Genomic DNA, 17,224 nt, shown 5'->3' with positions numbered 1-17,224 from the left:
CCGGTCAGCCGCCGTCGCTTTGCCTAGAAGCCGGGCTCGGCGTGGGTGTCCGCCTGTTGCCCGCCTTGGCGGGCCTCTGCTCTTCGTCGGCGGCGACCAGGACGTCGCGCGTCCGGCTGGATGCGCGATAGGCCTCGAAGGACGTCACCGTGCCGTCCCGCTCGGTGCTGAAGCCGAACACCACGTACTCGCTCTTCGCGGTGCTGGACCCGCTTGCCGTCACAGGGTCCAGGCGGGCCACCCCGACGTAGGAGTAGTCCAGGCCCTGCACGCCGCTCACGTCGATCGTGAGCTCGCTCAGCGTGTAGGTCGTTCCGGCGCCCTGGCTCGAGCCGGTCGCGTCCATCCACTCCGGGATGAACTCGGTGAGGGCCCGCGACGTCGGCCCTACGAATTCATAACGAGCGTCGAGCAGCGCCTGCGTCTGCTTCACGTCCCGGCTCGACCCCGAGGAATCGGTGAAGCTGAGCAGGATGGACCGCCCCGTGACCGCGTCCCGGTCGGCACGCTCGATCTCCACGCCCGGCAGATCCATCAAGAGCTTCTCGTGCTTGGCCTTCAGCCCGTCCTGCGCGGTACCCAGATCATTTTTGAGCTGCACAACGAGCTTCTCCGCCTTGGCCGCCGCCTCAGCGGGGCCGTCGCCGACCAGGCTCGTCCCCATCGAGAACAGGGACAGCGCCAGCAGAGCACCGGTGCTGCAGACCAGGACCTTCCCGGCATGGTCACGCAACCAGTCCTTCGCGTCGTCGATCACGGTGTCTTCACCCCCAGCCGCAGGGCCTCGCCCGTGACGGTCGTGCCCGTTTCCACGTTCGAAAACGTCTTGCGGGTCATGTCGTAGTCGGCACGCGCCCACGCGAGCACCGCCGCCGTCTGTCCCTCGGCAGGCCGCGTCTCGACCGCCAGCCAGGTCACCCGCACAGTGCTGTCGTCGTTGATCGTGTAGGGACGCTGCGCGACCCACTCGAAGTCCGAGTCGAAACCCATCGGGATCCCAACGCCTTTGGGGACGTCCTTGTCGCTCGCCAGCAGATACCACGGCTCGAGCGCCGACCGGTCCACCGACGGCGTGAAATAGGGAGTGAGGTTCCGGCGCGTCGACAAGGTGGCGTCGGCGTCGAGCTTCCCGTCTGCCGCCGCCACGTTGGGTGTCAAATGCCGGTACTCGTTCTGCAGCTCCGCGATCTTTCCCGCCGAGATCTGGGCCGTAATCAGACCACGGTCGACATCCTTAACTCCCGGTAGCGCCTCGGTCTTCGCCTCAGCGAGCTGGATCTGTTCGCGCAGCGAGAAGACCTCCTCCTGCGCGGTCTCGTCGCTCACTGTGGCCTCGCCCCCGGAGACCCCGGCGGCAAGCATGAAACACAGTAGGGCTGCCGCCCCCATGCCCACGCTGCCGATCGCCGCACTGCGGCTCATCAACCCGCCGGTGGCCTCGGGCTGACCGGCGTCCGCATCACCCGACGCCGGATCGGCGCTCGACGGAGCAGTGACGAAGCGTTTCGTGTACACAGCGCTCTCGGTGTGCTCACCCGACCCCTCATTCTCTATCGATGCCATTAGCCCTCAACTCGCATTCTAATCGAATACCAACACGACTCTATCAAGAGGATGAGTCGAAAGGGAGTCAGAACTACTCTGAATGACGAGTCGATCCGCTCGCCGGGACCCCGGAAAGGTCCGAGGCGCCCCCATCGGCATCGACTGTGACAAAGAACAGCATCCTGCGGTCAGCTGTGACGCGCCCCGGATTGGCGTTGTTCTGCTCGACCGAGTCGGAGGTGACCGCGGCATCGACCAAGACGGCGTAGGTGTAGTCGCCCGCCGCGACCTTGACGACCTCGATGTCCGGGTCGCCGCCGACTGCGGAGTTCAGCCCCTGGATGTCGATGTAGTAATACCGCTTGCCGCCAGCGTCCTCGTTGTACCGGGACGGGGGCATGAACTGCTGAAGGAACCCCTCGTCCTCAGAAAGCGCGTACTTGTCTTTGAGACGCGTGCGCGCCTGCTCATAAGCGGTGCCCGAGTCCCAGGTCAGGGCCGTCTTGACGAGGTCGGTAATGATCCGCGCATCCCTGTCCAGGCGGTTCCGGCTGACCCCGAGGGACTTCAGGAGGTCCTTCTCCACCAGCTCAGATTTCTTCAGCTCCGCTGTCTTGAGTTGGTCTTCGAGCTCGCTGATCCGCGACTTTTGGTCGCCCAGCGCCGCGTGTTGGCCAGCCCACGTCGTCCCGGTGACGACCGTGATAAGCGTGAGCAGCGCTGCGATCGCCAAGACCCAGGCGTTGCGCCGGATGAAACCCCGCTCTTTGTCCCGCTGCGGCTCGTTCGTCCCAACCGCCTCCGTCGCCTCCTGCTCGGTCATCGCTGTCCGTCCTTCGCGTCCTTCTTTTCCGTGCCCTTGCCGCTGGGCTCGGGGGCATCGGATCCATCCGGTTTCTTGCGCCCGGGGTGCTGGTGCGCCGCGCCGGCGGCGGTGACGACAACGTTGAGGTCGTCGAAAACCCCGCTCTGGCCGTCATACGTGTAGACCGCGCTCGCCCAAGCGAGCACGTAGCCGGACTTCACATCCCGGCACAGCCAGACGGCCTTCGCCTCGTTCGTCGCGCCCGAGAAATCCTGGGAGCCCAGATTGGGCATCACCGTCTCGACCTTCCAGCTGTACGTGCCGGAGTCGGAGGCCTTCCATCCGTCGTAGCGGACGTACCAGGGGAAGCGTGGGTCGATCTCGCTGGCCGCGTCGAACGGCACCACGTTCTGCCAGGTGTACGCGTCCTCATCGTCGGCCACGTAAGAGGTTTTGCTGAACAGTGGGGCCAGGACCTTGCGGTGCTCAGCGGTCGCGGCCATGGCTTCGTTCGGCGCTCCGTTGTCCGTGCCTGGCTGCGTGCTCGACTGGTGGTAGAGCTCCGCGTAGGTCTGCTGCGCGTCGCGGACTTTGCCCGCGTCAGCCGCCGCCGCCTCGGAGAGCTTTGTCATCTTCTCCGGCAGGTCCGTGTCCACCGGCATGGCCTGCGCGTCGGTCACCTGCTTCTCCAGGATCGTGATCCGCGAGTCGTTCTCGGCCTTGTCCGCCTGGAAGACTTTGCCTGTCACGGCCGAAGCGATGACCAGTGCGAGGATCGCCGCGCCCATGATCACGCCGAGGCCCCGGCGCAACATCCGTGCGCCATCCTCGGGTGTACGCGCTTCGCGCTTGGCGCGCTGCTCATTCCGCCATGCGTCGAAGCGCGCCTCGAGCTCAACGCCGGTGAGTTTCCTGCGTGTCTGCGGGGCCGTGACCTTCTTCGGCTTGGCCTCTCCGTCCGCAGAATGCGACGACTCGGCGTCCTGGTCGATCGTGTCGTCGATCTCCTCGTCGGCTCTCGTCACAGTGCATACCCCCCATTCCATGTTGTCCTCGTATACGACACGATCCTATCGTAATGGCGAGTCGACATCGACTCTAATAATTCAGTAGAAAGGCGCTCGATAGACGACTTAAAGAATGTGTCCTATGCCTAGACACATGAAGGAGTCGGTACCCTAATGCCAGGGCACCAGCTCCTTGCACTCAGACCGGCTGGGTCAGCAGCGACTCATCACGCCATCTTGATCTGGTCAGTCGGCAGCATCGCGTCGGACATATCCACGAACTTCCAGCCCTCGGCCGCCATCTCCGAGGCGCTGGCGACGCGGACCCGGCCCATGAAGGCGCAGTAGCCGGCCTCGCCCACGATGAGCTTGTCGCCATGGACACCGAGAACCACGAGGGTGTGGCCTTCGGGACCGGTGCCAGGCCCGGACCCAACCGAGTACGGAGTCGGCATCGAGGACACCTGCTTACCCATCTCCTCTGCGATCGTGTACGCCGTCCGGATGCCGTTGCCCATCGGATACGACTGATACGTCGTGTACTTGTTCACGAAGTACGTGCTGAATGAGACGCAGTTCATCGCGTGGTTGCTGCCGCAGGAGCCTGGACCCCCGTTCTCGCCGTAGCGCTCGTCGAGGAACTTGTCACCTTCCTTGTTGAAGAGGTCGACCAGCGCCTGGGCCTCCTCCTGCGTCATCCCGTCGTCCTTCAGCGAGACGGAGCCGCCGCCATCCTCCTGCTTGCAGTCGTCGAAGATCGTGCTGGTCCCGGTGCCGATGCTGTCGATGATGTCGCCGGCGATGTTCTCGACGCCGCCGGCGACCGAGCCGTCGACCGTCCAGCCGCTCATCTTCGCGTACCACATGTCGGCGTCGGCCCGGCGCTCGGCCAACCCCTGCGCGCCGTCGGCGGAGCGCTCCCACTTCTCGTGGAAGTGCACCGCTGCAGCACCCGGCGAACCCAGCGAGGTCTTGATCATGTCCTTGAAGACCTGGACGTCGCCCGGGTTATCACCCTCGACCATGAACGCCAGCTGGGCTTCGATCGTGTACCAGTCCACGCTCTTGGACTTGGCGTAGTCGAGCAGCATCGGCGTGCGGCCGTTGGACCACTGACCCAGGCCGATGCCACCGTGTGACTGGCCGGGAATGTGGGTGAAACCGCCGTCCCAGGCGGCCTGCTTGCGCGGGCCGATCCTGTACGGCTCGTCGTAGACCGACTCGACCGAGGTCGGGTCGATGCCCGATTCCTGCGACCAGTTACCGAGAATGCCCGCGATGTGCTCGTCCGGCATACCCCAGTTGCTGAGCACCGAGTACACGGTCTTCGCGTTCGCCTCGGTGTTCGCGGGAACCTGCGCCCCGGCGCCGCCGCCTCGAGCGTTGACCACACAGTTCGCCCAGCTGGAGCCGATTTGGCCATCCGTCAGAGCCGTGTGATTGAGCACCCCGGTGACCACCGAGCCAAGCAGGGCCACCGCTGTCACGGCCGCAACCACGCCAGACGCCGCCGCGGTCACCGGGGCCACCGTCGTCGTGACCGCGATGCCGAAGACAGCGCCCGCCGTGTTGGCGACGAAACCACCGAAAGCCATGAACGGCGCGGCCACGAAGTTGCCAACCGCCTTGAGGACGTTGATGAAGAGCGTCCAGAGCAGGTTGCCCATATTGGCCGCCATCGCCAGGAAGGCGAAGAACATCGACTTCAGCCAGTTGAACAGCGCCATCGTCATGACGACGGCCGTTGCCGGAGGAGTAGCCGCGGCAGCGCCACCGGCGGCGACACCCTTGGCCACCTTCGAGGCCATGCCCTCGGCGTCCTTCTTTCCGGCGCGCTCGTAGCTCGTGCCGCCGGCGCCCAGGCGCTTGTCCGCGGGTTCAGCGTCGGGGCTGCCGCCGGTGACCTTGGATGCGCCCTTGACCGCGTCCTTGGCTGCCTCGACGCCGACTTCTTTCGCCGCACCGACTGCAGCGCCGTGCAGGCCGCCGCCCTGCATACCGCCATTGACGCCACCAGCAACAGCCTTGCCCGTGTAGCGACGGATGTTGCGGCCGCCGTCGCCCTCGACGGCCTTCCCGGCCACGCCTCCGGCACCGTTCTTCACGCCGTGGGCCAACCCTGCACTGCTGGCCGCGTCGGCGGCTCCACTCGCGACCTTCGCCGCTCCAGGGGCGCCCCCCTTCGCGCCGCCGGGCTCGCCCAGGCTCTTGGTCCCGCGTCCGGATGAACCGGTCGTGGGCATTCCGCCGGAGGACAGACCTCCGGCCGACCCGGAACCGGGCCCGGACTTCTGCATCAACGGCGGCGCGCCGCGGGTCGTGGACTGAGACGGCGCGAGGCTCTTCGAGCCCTGCTGCCCCGTCGCTCCCATGCCCTCGATTCGCGAGCCGCCCTTGGAAGTCGATACGCCGGACTGAGCCGACCCGTCCAGCTTCTTCGGCTTATCGGTGGCCATGGTCTTCCTTTCTGGCTCAGTACCTGGTGGTCGTAGTCATTAGTCACGACTCGCGAATCGACGTTCAGTAGAGCGTCTTGAGGAAGTCGGCATCGTCGCGCATGGAGCCGTTGGACTGCACATCGCGCAGCTTCACGTCGAGGCGGAGAAGATCGAGCAGAAGCTCCGACTGGTATACCGACTTGCCCCTGGCGTAGTCCTGATAGGCCTGCGACAGGTTGTTCATCACGTACGTGAGAGGCCGCATCGTCACGTCAGAAGACTGGTAATCGCTCTTGAGGTTCGAGCCGTTCGAGAGAGTCCAGGTCATGTCGGAAATCTGCTGGCTCGTACTGTCGGAGTCTTCGCTGCGCTTCTTCGACAGGAACTCGACGTAGCTCTGCCCGGAGGGAACAAGGACGTCCAGGTAGCCGTCGTAGACGTTGCCCGCGCGCCAGTTAAGGTCGAAGCCACCCGGGACCACGTGATTGGTCTCCAGAGTCAGCGTCGAGACACCGTCTTTGGCCTCGGCCGCCGAAACGCCCGTGATCTTGTCATCAGCGATCGAAGTCGGCACCGACGGCGGACGGAGGAAAAGGCCGTCTACCTTTGTCGTCTCCAGGTCGGAGGTGTACGCCTGGATCTGCGTCAGGTTCACGCGCATCGCGACGAGCTTCTGGTCGAGCTCGTCACGGATCGTCTTCTCTTCAGCCTTGAGCACGACGTCGTAGTAGGCCTGCGCCGGATCGAAACTCACCGCCTCCAAGGCCGGAATGGTCGTGGTCCCGGTCGCCCCGGGATTGAATAAGACCCGCCACTGGTCGTACTTGGTAAAGGTCGCGTCATTCGCCACTTCGTCGGCGCTGCTCTGGTCCTGCTTGCGCTCGTCGTGGGACAGCTCCGCGTTCGCCCTGATTGTCAGGTTGAGCACCTGCTTTTCGAACGGCTTGTCCGCGTCGAGCAGGACCCCGACGTAGCCGGTCGAACCGAAGACGTGAATGGAGCCCTTGATCCCGCCGGTCGTGACGTCCTCGCTATTGAGGTTCTTGTCCGAACCCAGCAGATACGCCTGGTAGTCCGCCGCGTTGTACGAGATCTGCGCCTTGGCGGGGAAGTGCATCATCACGAGGGCCTTGTCGCCCTGCTTATTGGTGTAGACCCCGTCGACGTCGCCCTTGAGCGAAGTCTTCGAGGTCTCGAACTTCTCGGTGTACAGCGCCGTATGCGACAGCGAGTCGTTGCTTGCCTTGAAGGCCGAGGCCCCCGCTCCGCCGATCACGATCACGCCCGTGAGGGCGAAGACGCCGAAGAACACCCCGAAGCGCTCGATCGCATGGTGCGAATCGAGTTTGAACTTCTTGCCAAAGGCCAGTGCCTTGTCCTTGATCCCCATGTTCGTTCCCGTTTGTCTTGTTCCTTGTTCTCTGTCTGACCTGGTCGCACCCCATCGCCGGTCCAGGTCCGGAAACGACAAACCGGGCCGGAAGAGGCCTTGCACCTCAACCGACCCGGTCCGGTACGACTACACCTCTGTGCCCGGTCATGTGCGTGATCTGCAATGGCCTCTCAGCCGGAAACACCACTGGTCAGGACGCCGCTGATCGTCTGAATGATCACGGTCCCGCCGCCTAGGTCCTCGATGGTCTCCTGGCTGCCGGAGCCGATCGTGGAAACCAGCTGCCAGCCGCCGGTGCCGAGCGCGCCGCCGACGAGGATGAGGAGGGCGATCGTGCCCCAACCCTGCTGCTGGCCCGCAGACTGCGGGTTGGCCATCAGCTTCTTGATCAAGAGTACGCCGCCCCAAACCAGGCCGGCAGCGCCCAGGAGCATGAGCAGGAGGCCACCCCAGAGCTGGATCTGAGACTTCGCGTTCTCCAGGAAGCTCGTCAGGTCCCAGGCCGCGGTGGGCAGCTTCGCCTGTGCAAGGACTGCTGCCTCGTAGATCTTCGTCATGGTTCCTTCCTCTCGCCTTTCGAATCATTCGTGACATGACGGTGAGTCACAAGGCAACAAGCACAACTCGCTCGCCTGAATGGAGCAGGCAATGATCTGTTGTCGATGTCTGCAGATAGACTTCGAGTCCGAGTCGAGGGGATACTACTGCTCCGTGCCGTGCTGTCGGATAACTTGCTGGCTCGTTTACGTGTGCGCATCTGTACTGCCTAATCTACCTCATTTGATTCGCGGGTTACAGGGGGAGTCGATAGGACTAATCGCAAGGGAGTTGAATAACCTCGTAGACGAGGAAAAACGTGGCATGGGCACGACGCGCCGAGAGGAGGCCTGGATGTGTGGAAACCGCAGAACGGAGTCTGTAACGTGCACCCACGACACCACCGCACGGCCCGCGGCGACGCCGGATCCACTCCCTGCCGCTTCGCATCCTGACCAGGAGCCCCAGATTGCTATGAACCCCTTGCCCGGAGACCTCTTCGCCCGCCGCCTGCGCCAGGAGCGGGAACGCCTCAACATCAGCCAGGCCGAGCTGGCCCGGCGCATCGCCGTGATCCTCGGCACGAACGTCGACCCTTCGGCGGTCACCCGCATCGAGCAGCAGACCCGCGCGGTCCGGCTCGACGAGGCCGTCGCAGCCGCCGAGGCGCTCGATATACCCCTGCCCCTCCTGCTCAGCGACGACCCCGCCGCGGAGAACGAGGCGCGACTGCAGCAATACCTCGCCGAGCTCGCGCTGGCTCAGCGCGAGTGGGAAAAGCACCGCCTGGAGGTTCAGCGGCTCTCCAGGGTCATCCAGACCCTCACCGGCGATACCGACCCGCAGGTCCTGCTCGACCCCCGTCTTCGGGACGCCATCGACGCCCGGGTCCCCGCCGAGAATAGCGAGGACGACGAGGTCACAGACCCAGGCGCATGACGCTGTTGCAAGCTGCGGGGTTGAACTCCCGGTCGTAGACGTTCACCGTCTCGGCCTTCCGCCACCGGCCGGCCCGCAGCAAGGGAGCCGGGGAGGCCAGGTCCGCGCTGCTGATGAGCGCACTGTGCCCGTCAGCGCCACAGACGTGCGTGCGCCGGCCACAAAAGTCGCGTCCATAAGACGCATCATCGCCTGCTTCCTCGCCATGGCACCAAGCCAAGGCGTGATCAAGCGACACGTCACCCAAGACATGACCAACGACACAACTCATCGGACTCAAGAACGTGCGCGCAGCTGATCCCCGAACACCCTCTGCATGATCGCCCGCCGACGCGCTCGGGCGTCGTCAGTAGGCCTTCGACCTGCCCACCCGCACGTGGATGCCGCCTTGCCTGTACAACATCGAGGATGCTCAGTCGCAGACCCGCCGCCTCGCTGCGCCTTAGCGGCCCGGCGAGGCCGAGCAGCGCCGCCGTGTCGCGCTCAGCCGAGATGCCGGCGGGGGTAGACGTCGTGGTCCATCGCGTCGATGATCCACAGCACGTCGTCGAGCAACAGAGGTCGCTTCCGTTTTTGCCGCGTAGCCCGCAGTTTCGCCAGACCGCGGACCAGGTCGGTCACGCCGCGGTGACCAGTCGGGTCGAGACAACCCTCGCGTAGGTGGCGATCAGCCACGCTGTCCAGCAGATCGCCCCCCATCACGCTTGAGGAGGAGGCTGCGATCCTCGCCAGAGCCGACGAGCTCAATACGCGCATCGCCCGGATCCTTGAGGAGTTCGGAGGATAGGGTCGTACCCATGGGTTTCGACTGGGAGGACATCCTCGGCACGAGCGGCGCTGCCATCGCCGACGCCTACGACGACGCGGTATCCGCGCTCATCTACGACCAGGACCCGGGCGACGCTGAGCCGTCGCTGCCTTTCGACGAGAGCTAAATCGTACCGACCTGCTCGGCATCAAACGGCGCGAACACGGTCCGGGCGCTGCGCTGCGACAGGGTCGATCACAGACGGAACCTCGGACGGCGACGACTCATGTGCGCCCTCGGTGAAGAGCCTGAGTAGACGCGCGACCTGGACGTCGGAGAGCGGTGGGGCCTGATCGACCATCCGCTCCCTCCACTCGGCAAACGACTCGCCGGTGCTCGCGACGCTGACGTCGCGGAGCAGCGCGGCTCTCTCGCTTGCTTTCGTACTCATCTCTCCAATAGTAGTTGAGAGATGAGTAGAAAGACAATCAAATGACGACTTGAATGCGAGTCGTCATCGCCAGTCGGGGATCACCCGGTCAGGATCCGGGCCCCTTCGGCCCTGCTTGGAGGCGCGGAGGATCCTCGGCGTGATGACCTCGCGGATCACATGGCGGCACCAGCCGATGTCGTCGTTCTCCTCGTGCTCGGCCCAGATCTCGCGGGGACGCCCCGAGCGCGCCAGATCCAGGATGATCGGATCGACCCCGGCCAACAGGGTCAGCTTCGCCTCCGCCGTCTCGATCTTCGGGCGCACGAGGTCCTCCTGACGCGTGAGGTAGCTGATGTCCCGCCGCCGTTCGGCTTCGACGTGCACCTGCTCGAGCCATTGCTGATGCCCCTCGATCTCCGCGAGCAGCGCCTGACGCTCGGCGTCGACGTCCTGATCGTGCTGCCCGATGCGCGCGAGAAAGTCAGGCCTCTCGATGCGGGCGAGGGCGAGCTCGATCACGATCGCGTCCAGGTGCTCCTCCTTCATCGCGACGTGGAAGCCCGTCTTCCCCGGTGCCCCCTTGCAGAGGTAGACCGTGTACTTCCCCGGCCAGAACGGCTTGCCGTTCTCGTCTAACTTCTTGGCCCCGGCGTTCTGCTTCCCGACGCGGGTCCCGGCCCCGCAGAACCGCACACCGCGATCCCGGTGAGCAGGTGTGTCGTCGGCCAGTCGTTACTCGAGCGCTCGCTGCGCTCGCCCATCACGAGCTGCAGCTTCTCCCACGTCGTTGGGTCGATGAACGTCGGCCAGCTGCCGCCCTCGCCGTCGTCGGACCTGTACGGCGATCGATGGATCGAGCAGGGGACGCCGTGCTGGTGGATCCATCCGTTGTCCGCGCGAACCTGGGAGGCGAGGCTGGCCCGGAACACAAGGACACTGATTGCGATGAGCAGTCAGACGGCGACTGCCGCCCAGATCAGCCAGTAGTTCCAGAGGTTCCCCGAGGGTGAGTCGTCGAACAGATTGCCCGTCCAGCCGTCGCCCGGGTCGGTGATGGTCCCCCAGATCAGGTAGCCGAGCGCGGCAAGGGGGAGGAGCACCCAGAAGGTCGGCGCGTAGATGAGCTCCGTCCGGCCGAGCCCGTCCGGGTCCTCCCACTTCGCGACCTCGTCGACCGACTCGGGCCTCGGAACCTCACGAGGTCGGTCGAGGAGGGGCAGGGGCGACGACTGTCTATCCACACCGCGGCGGGATCGCCCGGCCACTGAGTCGTCGTGCTCTCCTGCGCCTAGGTTCCTCCCTCTCAGGTCCGGTTCTGGGCTACTTCGTCTCGTTCGGATGGCTCGTGTGCACCTGCTCCAGGAAGACAGTGCGCCCGTCGACGAAGTACCAGATCCGCGCGGTGCCCTTCGCCGTCGGCTTGTGTTGCCAGCGCTCGTGGCTCGTCCCGCCGCGGGTGATCGTTCCGAGCTCGCCCCTGAGCCTGTAGTTCGTCGACGTCGTGGTCAGCGGAGTGCGCGTGAGGAAGTCCCACGCCTCAGTCATGGGGTTGCGGATCGTCGCGACGAGGTCGCGCCACCCCTTCTACGCTTCGGAGGTGGCGAAGCGGATCTCGTACTCAGCCTTCTTCGGAGGACGTGGGACCAGCTGACCCTTCCTGGCCGCCGCCACGGTCAGGGACGCTCCACGAGCTCAGCGGTGTCGTCCTCGTCGAGCCATTCGAGATCGGCGCTGCCAAGGCCCGCGGCGATGGCTGCGGCCGTCTCCTTCCAGCTCGTCAGCTCCGCGATCGCTAGGTGCGGCTGGTCGGTGGAGAACGAGGCGCGGGCGGCGTCGACGAGGTTCTGCGCGCAGGTCTCCCGGTCCGCCGGGGAGAGCGCCAGCATCCAGGGGAAGGCCCTGGCCATGCGCTCGGGAAGGGGGCCTTCGCCGTCGAGGGCCACGGTGATCAGCTGCGAGGCGAAGTCCAGCAGGCGTGCTCGGCCCTCGGCCTCGCGCTGCGACATCAGCACGAGCGCCTCGCCGTCGCGGCGCGTCACCGTGACTGGGTGGTCCTCGGCCTCGGCGAAGACCTCGGCGGAGTGCTTGCTCAGGTCCGAAGAGCGCCGCGTCCGGGCGGGGAGGTCAGCTGCAATGGTCATGGGTCCATGATATTCGGAACATATTCGGAAGTCTAGCAGGCATCGATCCTGGTGGGAGAATCCGAAGGATGACGACCACTACGTTGCCCGAACTCTGGACCGACTGGTGCGCCGTGACCGGAACGCCCGAGGAGCGGGTCGACGAACCGACGCTCTCGCGTTTCTCGCGACAGGCCCTTCCGTCCCGGATCGTCCTCGCGAAGCTGCAACGCCTGCTCGCGCCAGATCGCCCGGTCGCCCCGGCCTGGCCGCGCGCCCACCTCCACGACTCCGGTTCTCTCAATCGTCTCGTCCGGCGGACGACGATCTTGGTCCAGGACCCGGCGACCCACTGGGTCCTCCGGCTGCGGCTGCGGAGGATGCTCTTCGTCGCGGCGCTCATCGCGCCGCCCTCGCACGGAGGCCTCGGACTGGACAGGGCTGGGGCGATCGCCCTGCGGCCCGATCGCATGGCGCGGCTGCGGCCGCGCATCGACGTCGCGGACGAACCGAGCGACTGTCCGGCCTGCGCTGTATGGTCGTGGCTCGACGTGGTCGGCACCAACAGCGGGTGGTCGCACGGAGCCGTCCGATCACTGGGGCACCGACGGGACCCAGAAGGAGAGGAGCACCGCCATGTCCTCCCGGACACCAGCCCGGACTGGCACCTCTGCGTCGGCATGCTTCCGTCCGTCGATCGCTGGGGCTGGATCGACACCTACTCCTCGGCGCGCCCCTCGTCGCTGTCGGCGATCATCAGCGCCATGGGTCTCATGCTCGAAGGCTCCGAGCCCGTACCGGCACCGCCCCAGAGCCGCGGGCCCCTGTTCGCAAGGTCTCCGAAGGTGAGCGTGAGCGGATCTTCGCCCGGGCGGACGAGCTCACCGCGCGCGTCGAAGAGATCCTCTGGGAGTTCGCGTGAAGGCGAAGACGTCTGCGCGAAAGAGGTTCCCCCCGAGATCAAGATCAACAATCACCCCTGGTCACCCTTCGTCTCCAGAACAGACCCCGACGCGCTCCGCTTCCGAACACTGTGCGGGATTGTGTGCGGTATTCGCGTCGAATCTGCTTCTCAGATTCCGTGTATTTCCTGGTCAGACGCAAATTCGGAAGATATCGAGAGGCACATCAACTGGGTGTGGATGCCGCCTTGGGGGCCGGAGAAGATCACCGAGGAAGGGCGCGAGCAGCTGCGGGCGCTTGGGTTCACCGTTTGAGGCCGACTCTTCACAACAGTCGTGAGTGCGTAATCGACCTCCAGGTCGGCTACGCACTCACGACGTCCGGAGAGGGGGGCGTCGCCGAGCGCGCCCTAGTCCTAGTCGAGCAGTAGCTTCCGGTGGGTCCAGGCGATGTGGAGGGCTGCTGCCGCTCCGGGAGACAGCTTCTTGGACTCTCGGAGCCCGGTCAGTGTGTTTTCTTCGAACGGGAATGCCCGTGCTAGCACCGAGCCTTCTGAATTGGCCTCGACGGCCTTGGTGAACACTTCGTCGTAGGTGTCCGGGGCAATGACGGCGACAGTGAGGATGTCTCCGGCCAAGGTGAGCGCATCGAGTGCGACACCCAGACAGAACACACGAATGCGGCCATCTCGGGCCGCGTTGTCCAGTGTGGTGAACGGTTCCAGTTCGTGGTACCGGATCGGCCTGCCGGAGCCGTCGTATTCGCCATGGTCCAGGAGCTCTTCGGCATACTCGCGCTGGATGTTGCGCCAGATTGAGAAATCCGCCGTCGTGGCTGCCGGTATGACCGACGAGGGTTGGAAGATACCCGCAGGAATCAGGTGCACCATTGCGCCGCCGCCCGCGACGCGAGCGGAGTCGCGCTGGTGAAGAACGACACTGGGGCACTCGCCGCCCCGGATGGTGAGGGTGCCGATCGCGCCCATGAGTGGGCGACGGCCGAGGTCGAACGGATCCGCGATCAGCTTGCGGAACGCCAGCCGCCGCTGGGATGCGCGAGGCATGACCGCTTCACTGCCGCCGTTGATGGCCAGGTGATGAGCGGCGAATTCATGGGCAAGCGCCTCGTTGGTATCCATCGCGTCAAAGAAGCTCATCTGCCCGAAGCGCATGTGGGGCTCGGTCCAATCGAGCCCGACTAGCCGGAAGCACAGCCTGTTCTCGAACAGGCGTGGTGCGGCGAGGTCGCGAATGGCGTCGTGGTAGCAGCGGTACCGGGTGTCGATGTTGGCCAGCGGGCGGACCGCGGCGCTTTCGGGTTCGTCCCCGGTGATCACGGGCTCGGCGGCCGCAGAATCCAATGTCAGCTTGATCTCGTCTAGGGGGACAGGTTCGGCGGGCAGCCAGACGGGCGAGCTGATGACCCCGGTGTTCTCGAGACCCGGGATCCGATGATCGCGGTACAAAGACTCGGCGAGCACCGCGAGGTCGCGGCGACGCCTGCCCAGAGCTGAACGGATTTGGCGCCACTCGTCGTGGTCACGTTCGACGTGCGGTTCAGCAGCCGCTGGTGTCGTGGCAAACGTGAGCGTCGCGGCCATGGGCGCGGTCTGCTCGTGCTCGAAATTGACTGGGCGCGGCCTGCGGAACCCGAGTTCATCCGTTGCGCAGTCGAACAGTTGCGCAAGAAGCCGACGGTAGAGGGGTTGTGGCCACACGACTTCACCGCGTTCCCATCGGCCAATGGTCTTACGGGTGATCTGCGGGTGCTTGCGGTACCGAATGGCGGCGAGACTGGTCAGCTCGTCAGCCAAATCTTGTTGGGATAGCCCGGCGCGCTCGCGCAGGTCGATCAGCACGGTGTTCGGTATGCGGGCCTCATCCCGGGACATGGGACTAACGGTAGGGCCTGTGGTATGCCCAGAACAGGAATGTCCCTCCAATGTCCCCGATCTGGCCCAACTGTGGGCACTCGGCGTGGTCGCTTTCGTCTTAGCTGGCTGGTGAACTCAATCGCGGATTCGTCCCAGCAGAGTTACCTGACCGAACCAACATCAATTTCACGGCTTCGAGGAGGCAGGATGAGCGACGCTGGACCCAACATCTGGGAGCCGGAACCCGACGAATACGCCTTGGTACGAGACGAAATTCGCCGCAGGCCGAAGCTTTTCGCACTGTGCGAACTGGACCGTGACGAGACCGAGTGGGAACTCACCGAGGGCCGGGTGCTCGCCTGGGGCCTGGCCTTCCCTGATCGTGCCGAACTGGTCAGCGCAGATGGCCGGGGTCATGGCAGCGTCCAATCCGCCAACCGTGCTGCCGAGATCTTTGCCCGCACCGCCGAAGTCCGTCTCGTCTACCCCTGATCTGGACACCCATGGTCGTGAGTGCGTAATCGACCTCCAGGTCGGCTCCGCACTCACGACATCGGGTCGTGCGTCGGGAAAACCGGCGGCACCTCCGGTTGCTCGCCGCGGAGCACCTCGATGCGGTCCGAGCCCGGCCGCGACATGACCCAGCTCGAACCGGTCAGCGACTTGGCGCGCTGCTTCAGCGGCGCGAGTTTGCTGGAGACCTCGTCGTAGGAGTCGACCGTCGTCGGCGTGCACACCAGTGTTGCCAGCGACAGGCTCACGGCGAGGTGATCCGCCGAACGCGGGGGGTCGAGCACCAGCTCGGCCAGCGGCACCAGGTCGTCGAGGTCGGCCACCAGCAGGAAGTCGTCGCCGCCGACGTGGCCGACCTGCACCGAGCTCAGCGCCGTCGCCGTGTCGGTGAGGCTGCGTCCGATCGCGCGGATCAGGTCGTCGCCGGCGGAGAACCCGGCCGTGTCGTTGACCCTCTTGAAGCTGTCGATGTCCAGCCAGCTCACCGCGAAGATCTCGCCGGCGGCGATCCGGCGGGCCACGTCGCGGGCTATCGCCTCGCTGCCCGGCAGGCGGGTCAGCGGGTTCAGCGCCGCCGCCTCCTCCACCTTCAGCTCCGCCATGCCGCGGATCAGGTCGCCGGCCCGCACCGCGCCCAGGCAGCGGCCGGACTCGTCCACCACGACCGCGTCGTCGTACATCCGGTACTGGTCCGAGCGGGTCACCAGGCTCAGCGCTTCCATCGCCGTCGTCGCCGTGTTGACCACCCGCGGCTCATCGGCCAGCCGCGACGCGGGGCGCTTGGCGTGCAGCGCGTGCCCGTACGGGCCGGTCACCGCCAGCAAGAACCGGTTGCGGTCGATGGTCCACGCCGGCCGGTTCTCGTGGTCGACCAGCACGACGCCGCTGATCTCCGGGTGATCGGCCAGCACGCTGCGCACCTTGTCCGCCGTCGCGTCGATCGGCAGCATCGTCGCCGGGGACAGGAACTCCGTCACCCGGGGACCCGTGGCGAGCGTGCTGATCGATGGGCCGTGCGGGTCGGTCACCTCAGCCGCCACACCTGGCACGCTGCTCGCCGTCGGAGGCCGGCGGGCCGCCGGGGCGAGCAGGTTCCCCTGCACCAGGCGGATTCCGTTGCGGCGCAGCGCGGTCAGCTGGCGCTCGTTCTCCACGCCCTCGGCGACCAGTTGGCTCTCGGTCGACTCGCACAGGTGGCGGACCGCCTCCACCACCGCGACCCGGGCCGGGCTGTCCGGCAGCCCGGCGACCACCGCGCGGTCCAGCTTCACCATCGCGGGCCCGATGTCGGCGATCAGGGTCAGCGGCACATCACCTTCACCCACGCCGTCGAGGGCGACCTGGAAACCGTCGCCGCGCAACTTGTCCACCCCGGCGAGGAGCTGGTCGGGGTCCAGCCTGGTGAACGGCGGGCCGATCTCCAGCGTCACCTCCTGCTCGCGGCGGCCGATCTCGCGGAGCTTCTCGCGCACCGCGTCGAGCCGGGTGAGGTCGTGGATGATCGTGCCGCCGAAGATGTTCAGGTGCAGGGGGAGTAGCGATTCGTGCTCCGCCATCGAGGTCAGCGCGGCGGTCGCCAGTGACACGTCCAGCTCGGTCAGCCGCCGCTGCCGGGCCGCCTCCCGGAACAGGTCCTGGACGTGCGCGCGCGCCGGCCGGGCCAACGCCTCGACCGCGACGATGGCACCGGTCTTTATGTTGATCAACGGCTGGAACGCGAAGCGCACTTCGTCAACCAACGCGAGCACGGAGTCGATCTTGCCCGGCCTCATGCCGCTCCATCGACGGTGTTCACGACCTGTTCACCGACATCTCAGTTCCTCATCCTCGGCGGAGGACCGCCGCTCTCACCGGAGCCCAACCTAGCTCGACCGACCGGGGCGGGACATCGCCTTGTGGGCGGGCCTGTGTCCAGTGACACAGCGAAACGGAAGCGTTCCGTTACGATCTGCAGGGTTTGTCGGTTCTGG

The 17,224-nt window shown here is 65.8% G+C and carries 19 protein-coding genes; 4 read left to right on the top strand and 15 right to left on the bottom strand.

The annotated features are described in order from the left end of the window. Positions 1–4: 4 nt before the first annotated feature. The 7 genes from ACRXBZ_RS07930 to ACRXBZ_RS07900 all read right to left on the bottom strand — a co-directional run bounded on the left by ACRXBZ_RS07930 (position 5) and on the right by ACRXBZ_RS07900 (position 7,745). Entirely contained in the window at positions 5–757 is a 753-nt protein-coding gene (locus ACRXBZ_RS07930) for a hypothetical protein (protein WP_433878495.1), read from the bottom strand. Further along, positions 754–1,326, bottom strand: a complete 573-nt coding sequence (locus ACRXBZ_RS07925; protein WP_433878494.1) for a hypothetical protein — start codon at positions 1,324–1,326, stop codon at positions 754–756. Before ACRXBZ_RS07925 ends, ACRXBZ_RS07930 begins: the two co-directional genes overlap by 4 nt. Positions 1,327–1,636: 310 nt before the next feature. Continuing rightward, positions 1,637–2,368, bottom strand: coding sequence for a hypothetical protein (locus ACRXBZ_RS07920; RefSeq protein WP_433878493.1), 732 nt, complete (start codon positions 2,366–2,368; stop codon positions 1,637–1,639). Further along, a complete protein-coding gene (locus ACRXBZ_RS07915) occupies positions 2,365–3,375 on the bottom strand; it encodes a hypothetical protein (RefSeq protein ID WP_433878492.1) in 1,011 nt (336 codons plus the stop codon). Before ACRXBZ_RS07915 ends, ACRXBZ_RS07920 begins: the two co-directional genes overlap by 4 nt. Positions 3,376–3,584: 209 nt before the next feature. Next, complete coding sequence (locus tag ACRXBZ_RS07910; RefSeq protein WP_433878491.1) at positions 3,585–5,813, bottom strand: phage tail tip lysozyme; 2,229 nt, start codon at positions 5,811–5,813, stop codon at positions 3,585–3,587. 64 nt (positions 5,814–5,877) lie between these two features. Beyond that, on the bottom strand, positions 5,878–7,185 hold the full coding sequence (locus ACRXBZ_RS07905) for a hypothetical protein (protein ID WP_433878490.1): 1,308 nt from the start codon (positions 7,183–7,185) through the stop codon (positions 5,878–5,880). A gap of 173 nt (positions 7,186–7,358) precedes the next feature. Further along, positions 7,359–7,745, bottom strand: coding sequence for a hypothetical protein (locus ACRXBZ_RS07900; protein ID WP_433878489.1), 387 nt, complete (start codon positions 7,743–7,745; stop codon positions 7,359–7,361). Between the two features lie 454 nt (positions 7,746–8,199). On the opposite strand from ACRXBZ_RS07900, the gene ACRXBZ_RS07895 reads away from it, so the two are divergent. Then, positions 8,200–8,664 (top strand): helix-turn-helix domain-containing protein, encoded by a 465-nt coding sequence (locus ACRXBZ_RS07895; RefSeq protein WP_433878488.1) that lies wholly within the window; start codon positions 8,200–8,202, stop codon positions 8,662–8,664. 483 nt (positions 8,665–9,147) lie between these two features. On the opposite strand, the gene ACRXBZ_RS07890 is transcribed toward ACRXBZ_RS07895, so the two are convergent. Continuing rightward, entirely contained in the window at positions 9,148–9,420 is a 273-nt protein-coding gene (locus ACRXBZ_RS07890; RefSeq protein ID WP_433878487.1) for a hypothetical protein, read from the bottom strand. A gap of 41 nt (positions 9,421–9,461) precedes the next feature. Here ACRXBZ_RS07890 and ACRXBZ_RS07885 point away from each other — a divergent pair, with 41 nt between their 5' ends. Then, positions 9,462–9,599 (top strand): hypothetical protein, encoded by a 138-nt coding sequence (locus ACRXBZ_RS07885; RefSeq protein WP_433878486.1) that lies wholly within the window; start codon positions 9,462–9,464, stop codon positions 9,597–9,599. 21 nt (positions 9,600–9,620) lie between these two features. On the opposite strand, the gene ACRXBZ_RS07880 is transcribed toward ACRXBZ_RS07885, so the two are convergent. The 5 genes from ACRXBZ_RS07880 to ACRXBZ_RS07860 form a co-directional block, all read right to left on the bottom strand. After that, the gene (locus ACRXBZ_RS07880) at positions 9,621–9,863 is read right to left on the bottom strand and encodes a hypothetical protein (RefSeq protein ID WP_433878485.1); all 243 of its coding nucleotides are present in this window, start codon (positions 9,861–9,863) and stop codon (positions 9,621–9,623) included. 63 nt (positions 9,864–9,926) lie between these two features. Continuing rightward, positions 9,927–10,538: a hypothetical protein gene (locus tag ACRXBZ_RS07875; protein ID WP_433878484.1), complete on the bottom strand. Its 612-nt coding sequence runs from the start codon at positions 10,536–10,538 to the stop codon at positions 9,927–9,929. A gap of 260 nt (positions 10,539–10,798) precedes the next feature. After that, a complete protein-coding gene (locus tag ACRXBZ_RS07870) occupies positions 10,799–11,110 on the bottom strand; it encodes a hypothetical protein (protein ID WP_433878483.1) in 312 nt (103 codons plus the stop codon). A 55-nt stretch (positions 11,111–11,165) separates the two neighbouring features. Continuing rightward, entirely contained in the window at positions 11,166–11,390 is a 225-nt protein-coding gene (locus ACRXBZ_RS07865; RefSeq protein WP_433878482.1) for a hypothetical protein, read from the bottom strand. A gap of 128 nt (positions 11,391–11,518) precedes the next feature. After that, entirely contained in the window at positions 11,519–11,986 is a 468-nt protein-coding gene (locus tag ACRXBZ_RS07860) for a prevent-host-death protein (protein WP_433878481.1), read from the bottom strand. Positions 11,987–12,054: 68 nt separating this feature from the next. Between ACRXBZ_RS07860 and ACRXBZ_RS07855 the strand changes: the two genes are divergently transcribed. Continuing rightward, positions 12,055–13,182 (top strand): hypothetical protein, encoded by a 1,128-nt coding sequence (locus tag ACRXBZ_RS07855; RefSeq protein ID WP_433884138.1) that lies wholly within the window; start codon positions 12,055–12,057, stop codon positions 13,180–13,182. 101 nt (positions 13,183–13,283) lie between these two features. Here the strand turns inward: ACRXBZ_RS07855 and ACRXBZ_RS07850 are convergent, their stop codons facing one another. Continuing rightward, positions 13,284–14,759: a helix-turn-helix transcriptional regulator gene (locus ACRXBZ_RS07850; RefSeq protein WP_433878480.1), complete on the bottom strand. Its 1,476-nt coding sequence runs from the start codon at positions 14,757–14,759 to the stop codon at positions 13,284–13,286. A gap of 189 nt (positions 14,760–14,948) precedes the next feature. On the opposite strand from ACRXBZ_RS07850, the gene ACRXBZ_RS07845 reads away from it, so the two are divergent. Further along, on the top strand, positions 14,949–15,233 hold the full coding sequence (locus ACRXBZ_RS07845) for a hypothetical protein (protein ID WP_433878479.1): 285 nt from the start codon (positions 14,949–14,951) through the stop codon (positions 15,231–15,233). Positions 15,234–15,286: 53 nt separating this feature from the next. Here ACRXBZ_RS07845 and ACRXBZ_RS07840 read toward each other — a convergent pair whose 3' ends face one another. After that, entirely contained in the window at positions 15,287–17,026 is a 1,740-nt protein-coding gene (locus tag ACRXBZ_RS07840) for a GGDEF domain-containing protein (protein WP_433878478.1), read from the bottom strand. Positions 17,027–17,224 lie beyond the last annotated feature (198 nt).

The organism is Saccharopolyspora hattusasensis (assembly GCF_050972075.1).
GTDB classification, from domain to species: Bacteria; Actinomycetota; Actinomycetes; order Mycobacteriales; family Pseudonocardiaceae; genus Saccharopolyspora; species Saccharopolyspora hattusasensis.
This window is presented reverse-complemented; position numbering and strand designations above follow the sequence as displayed.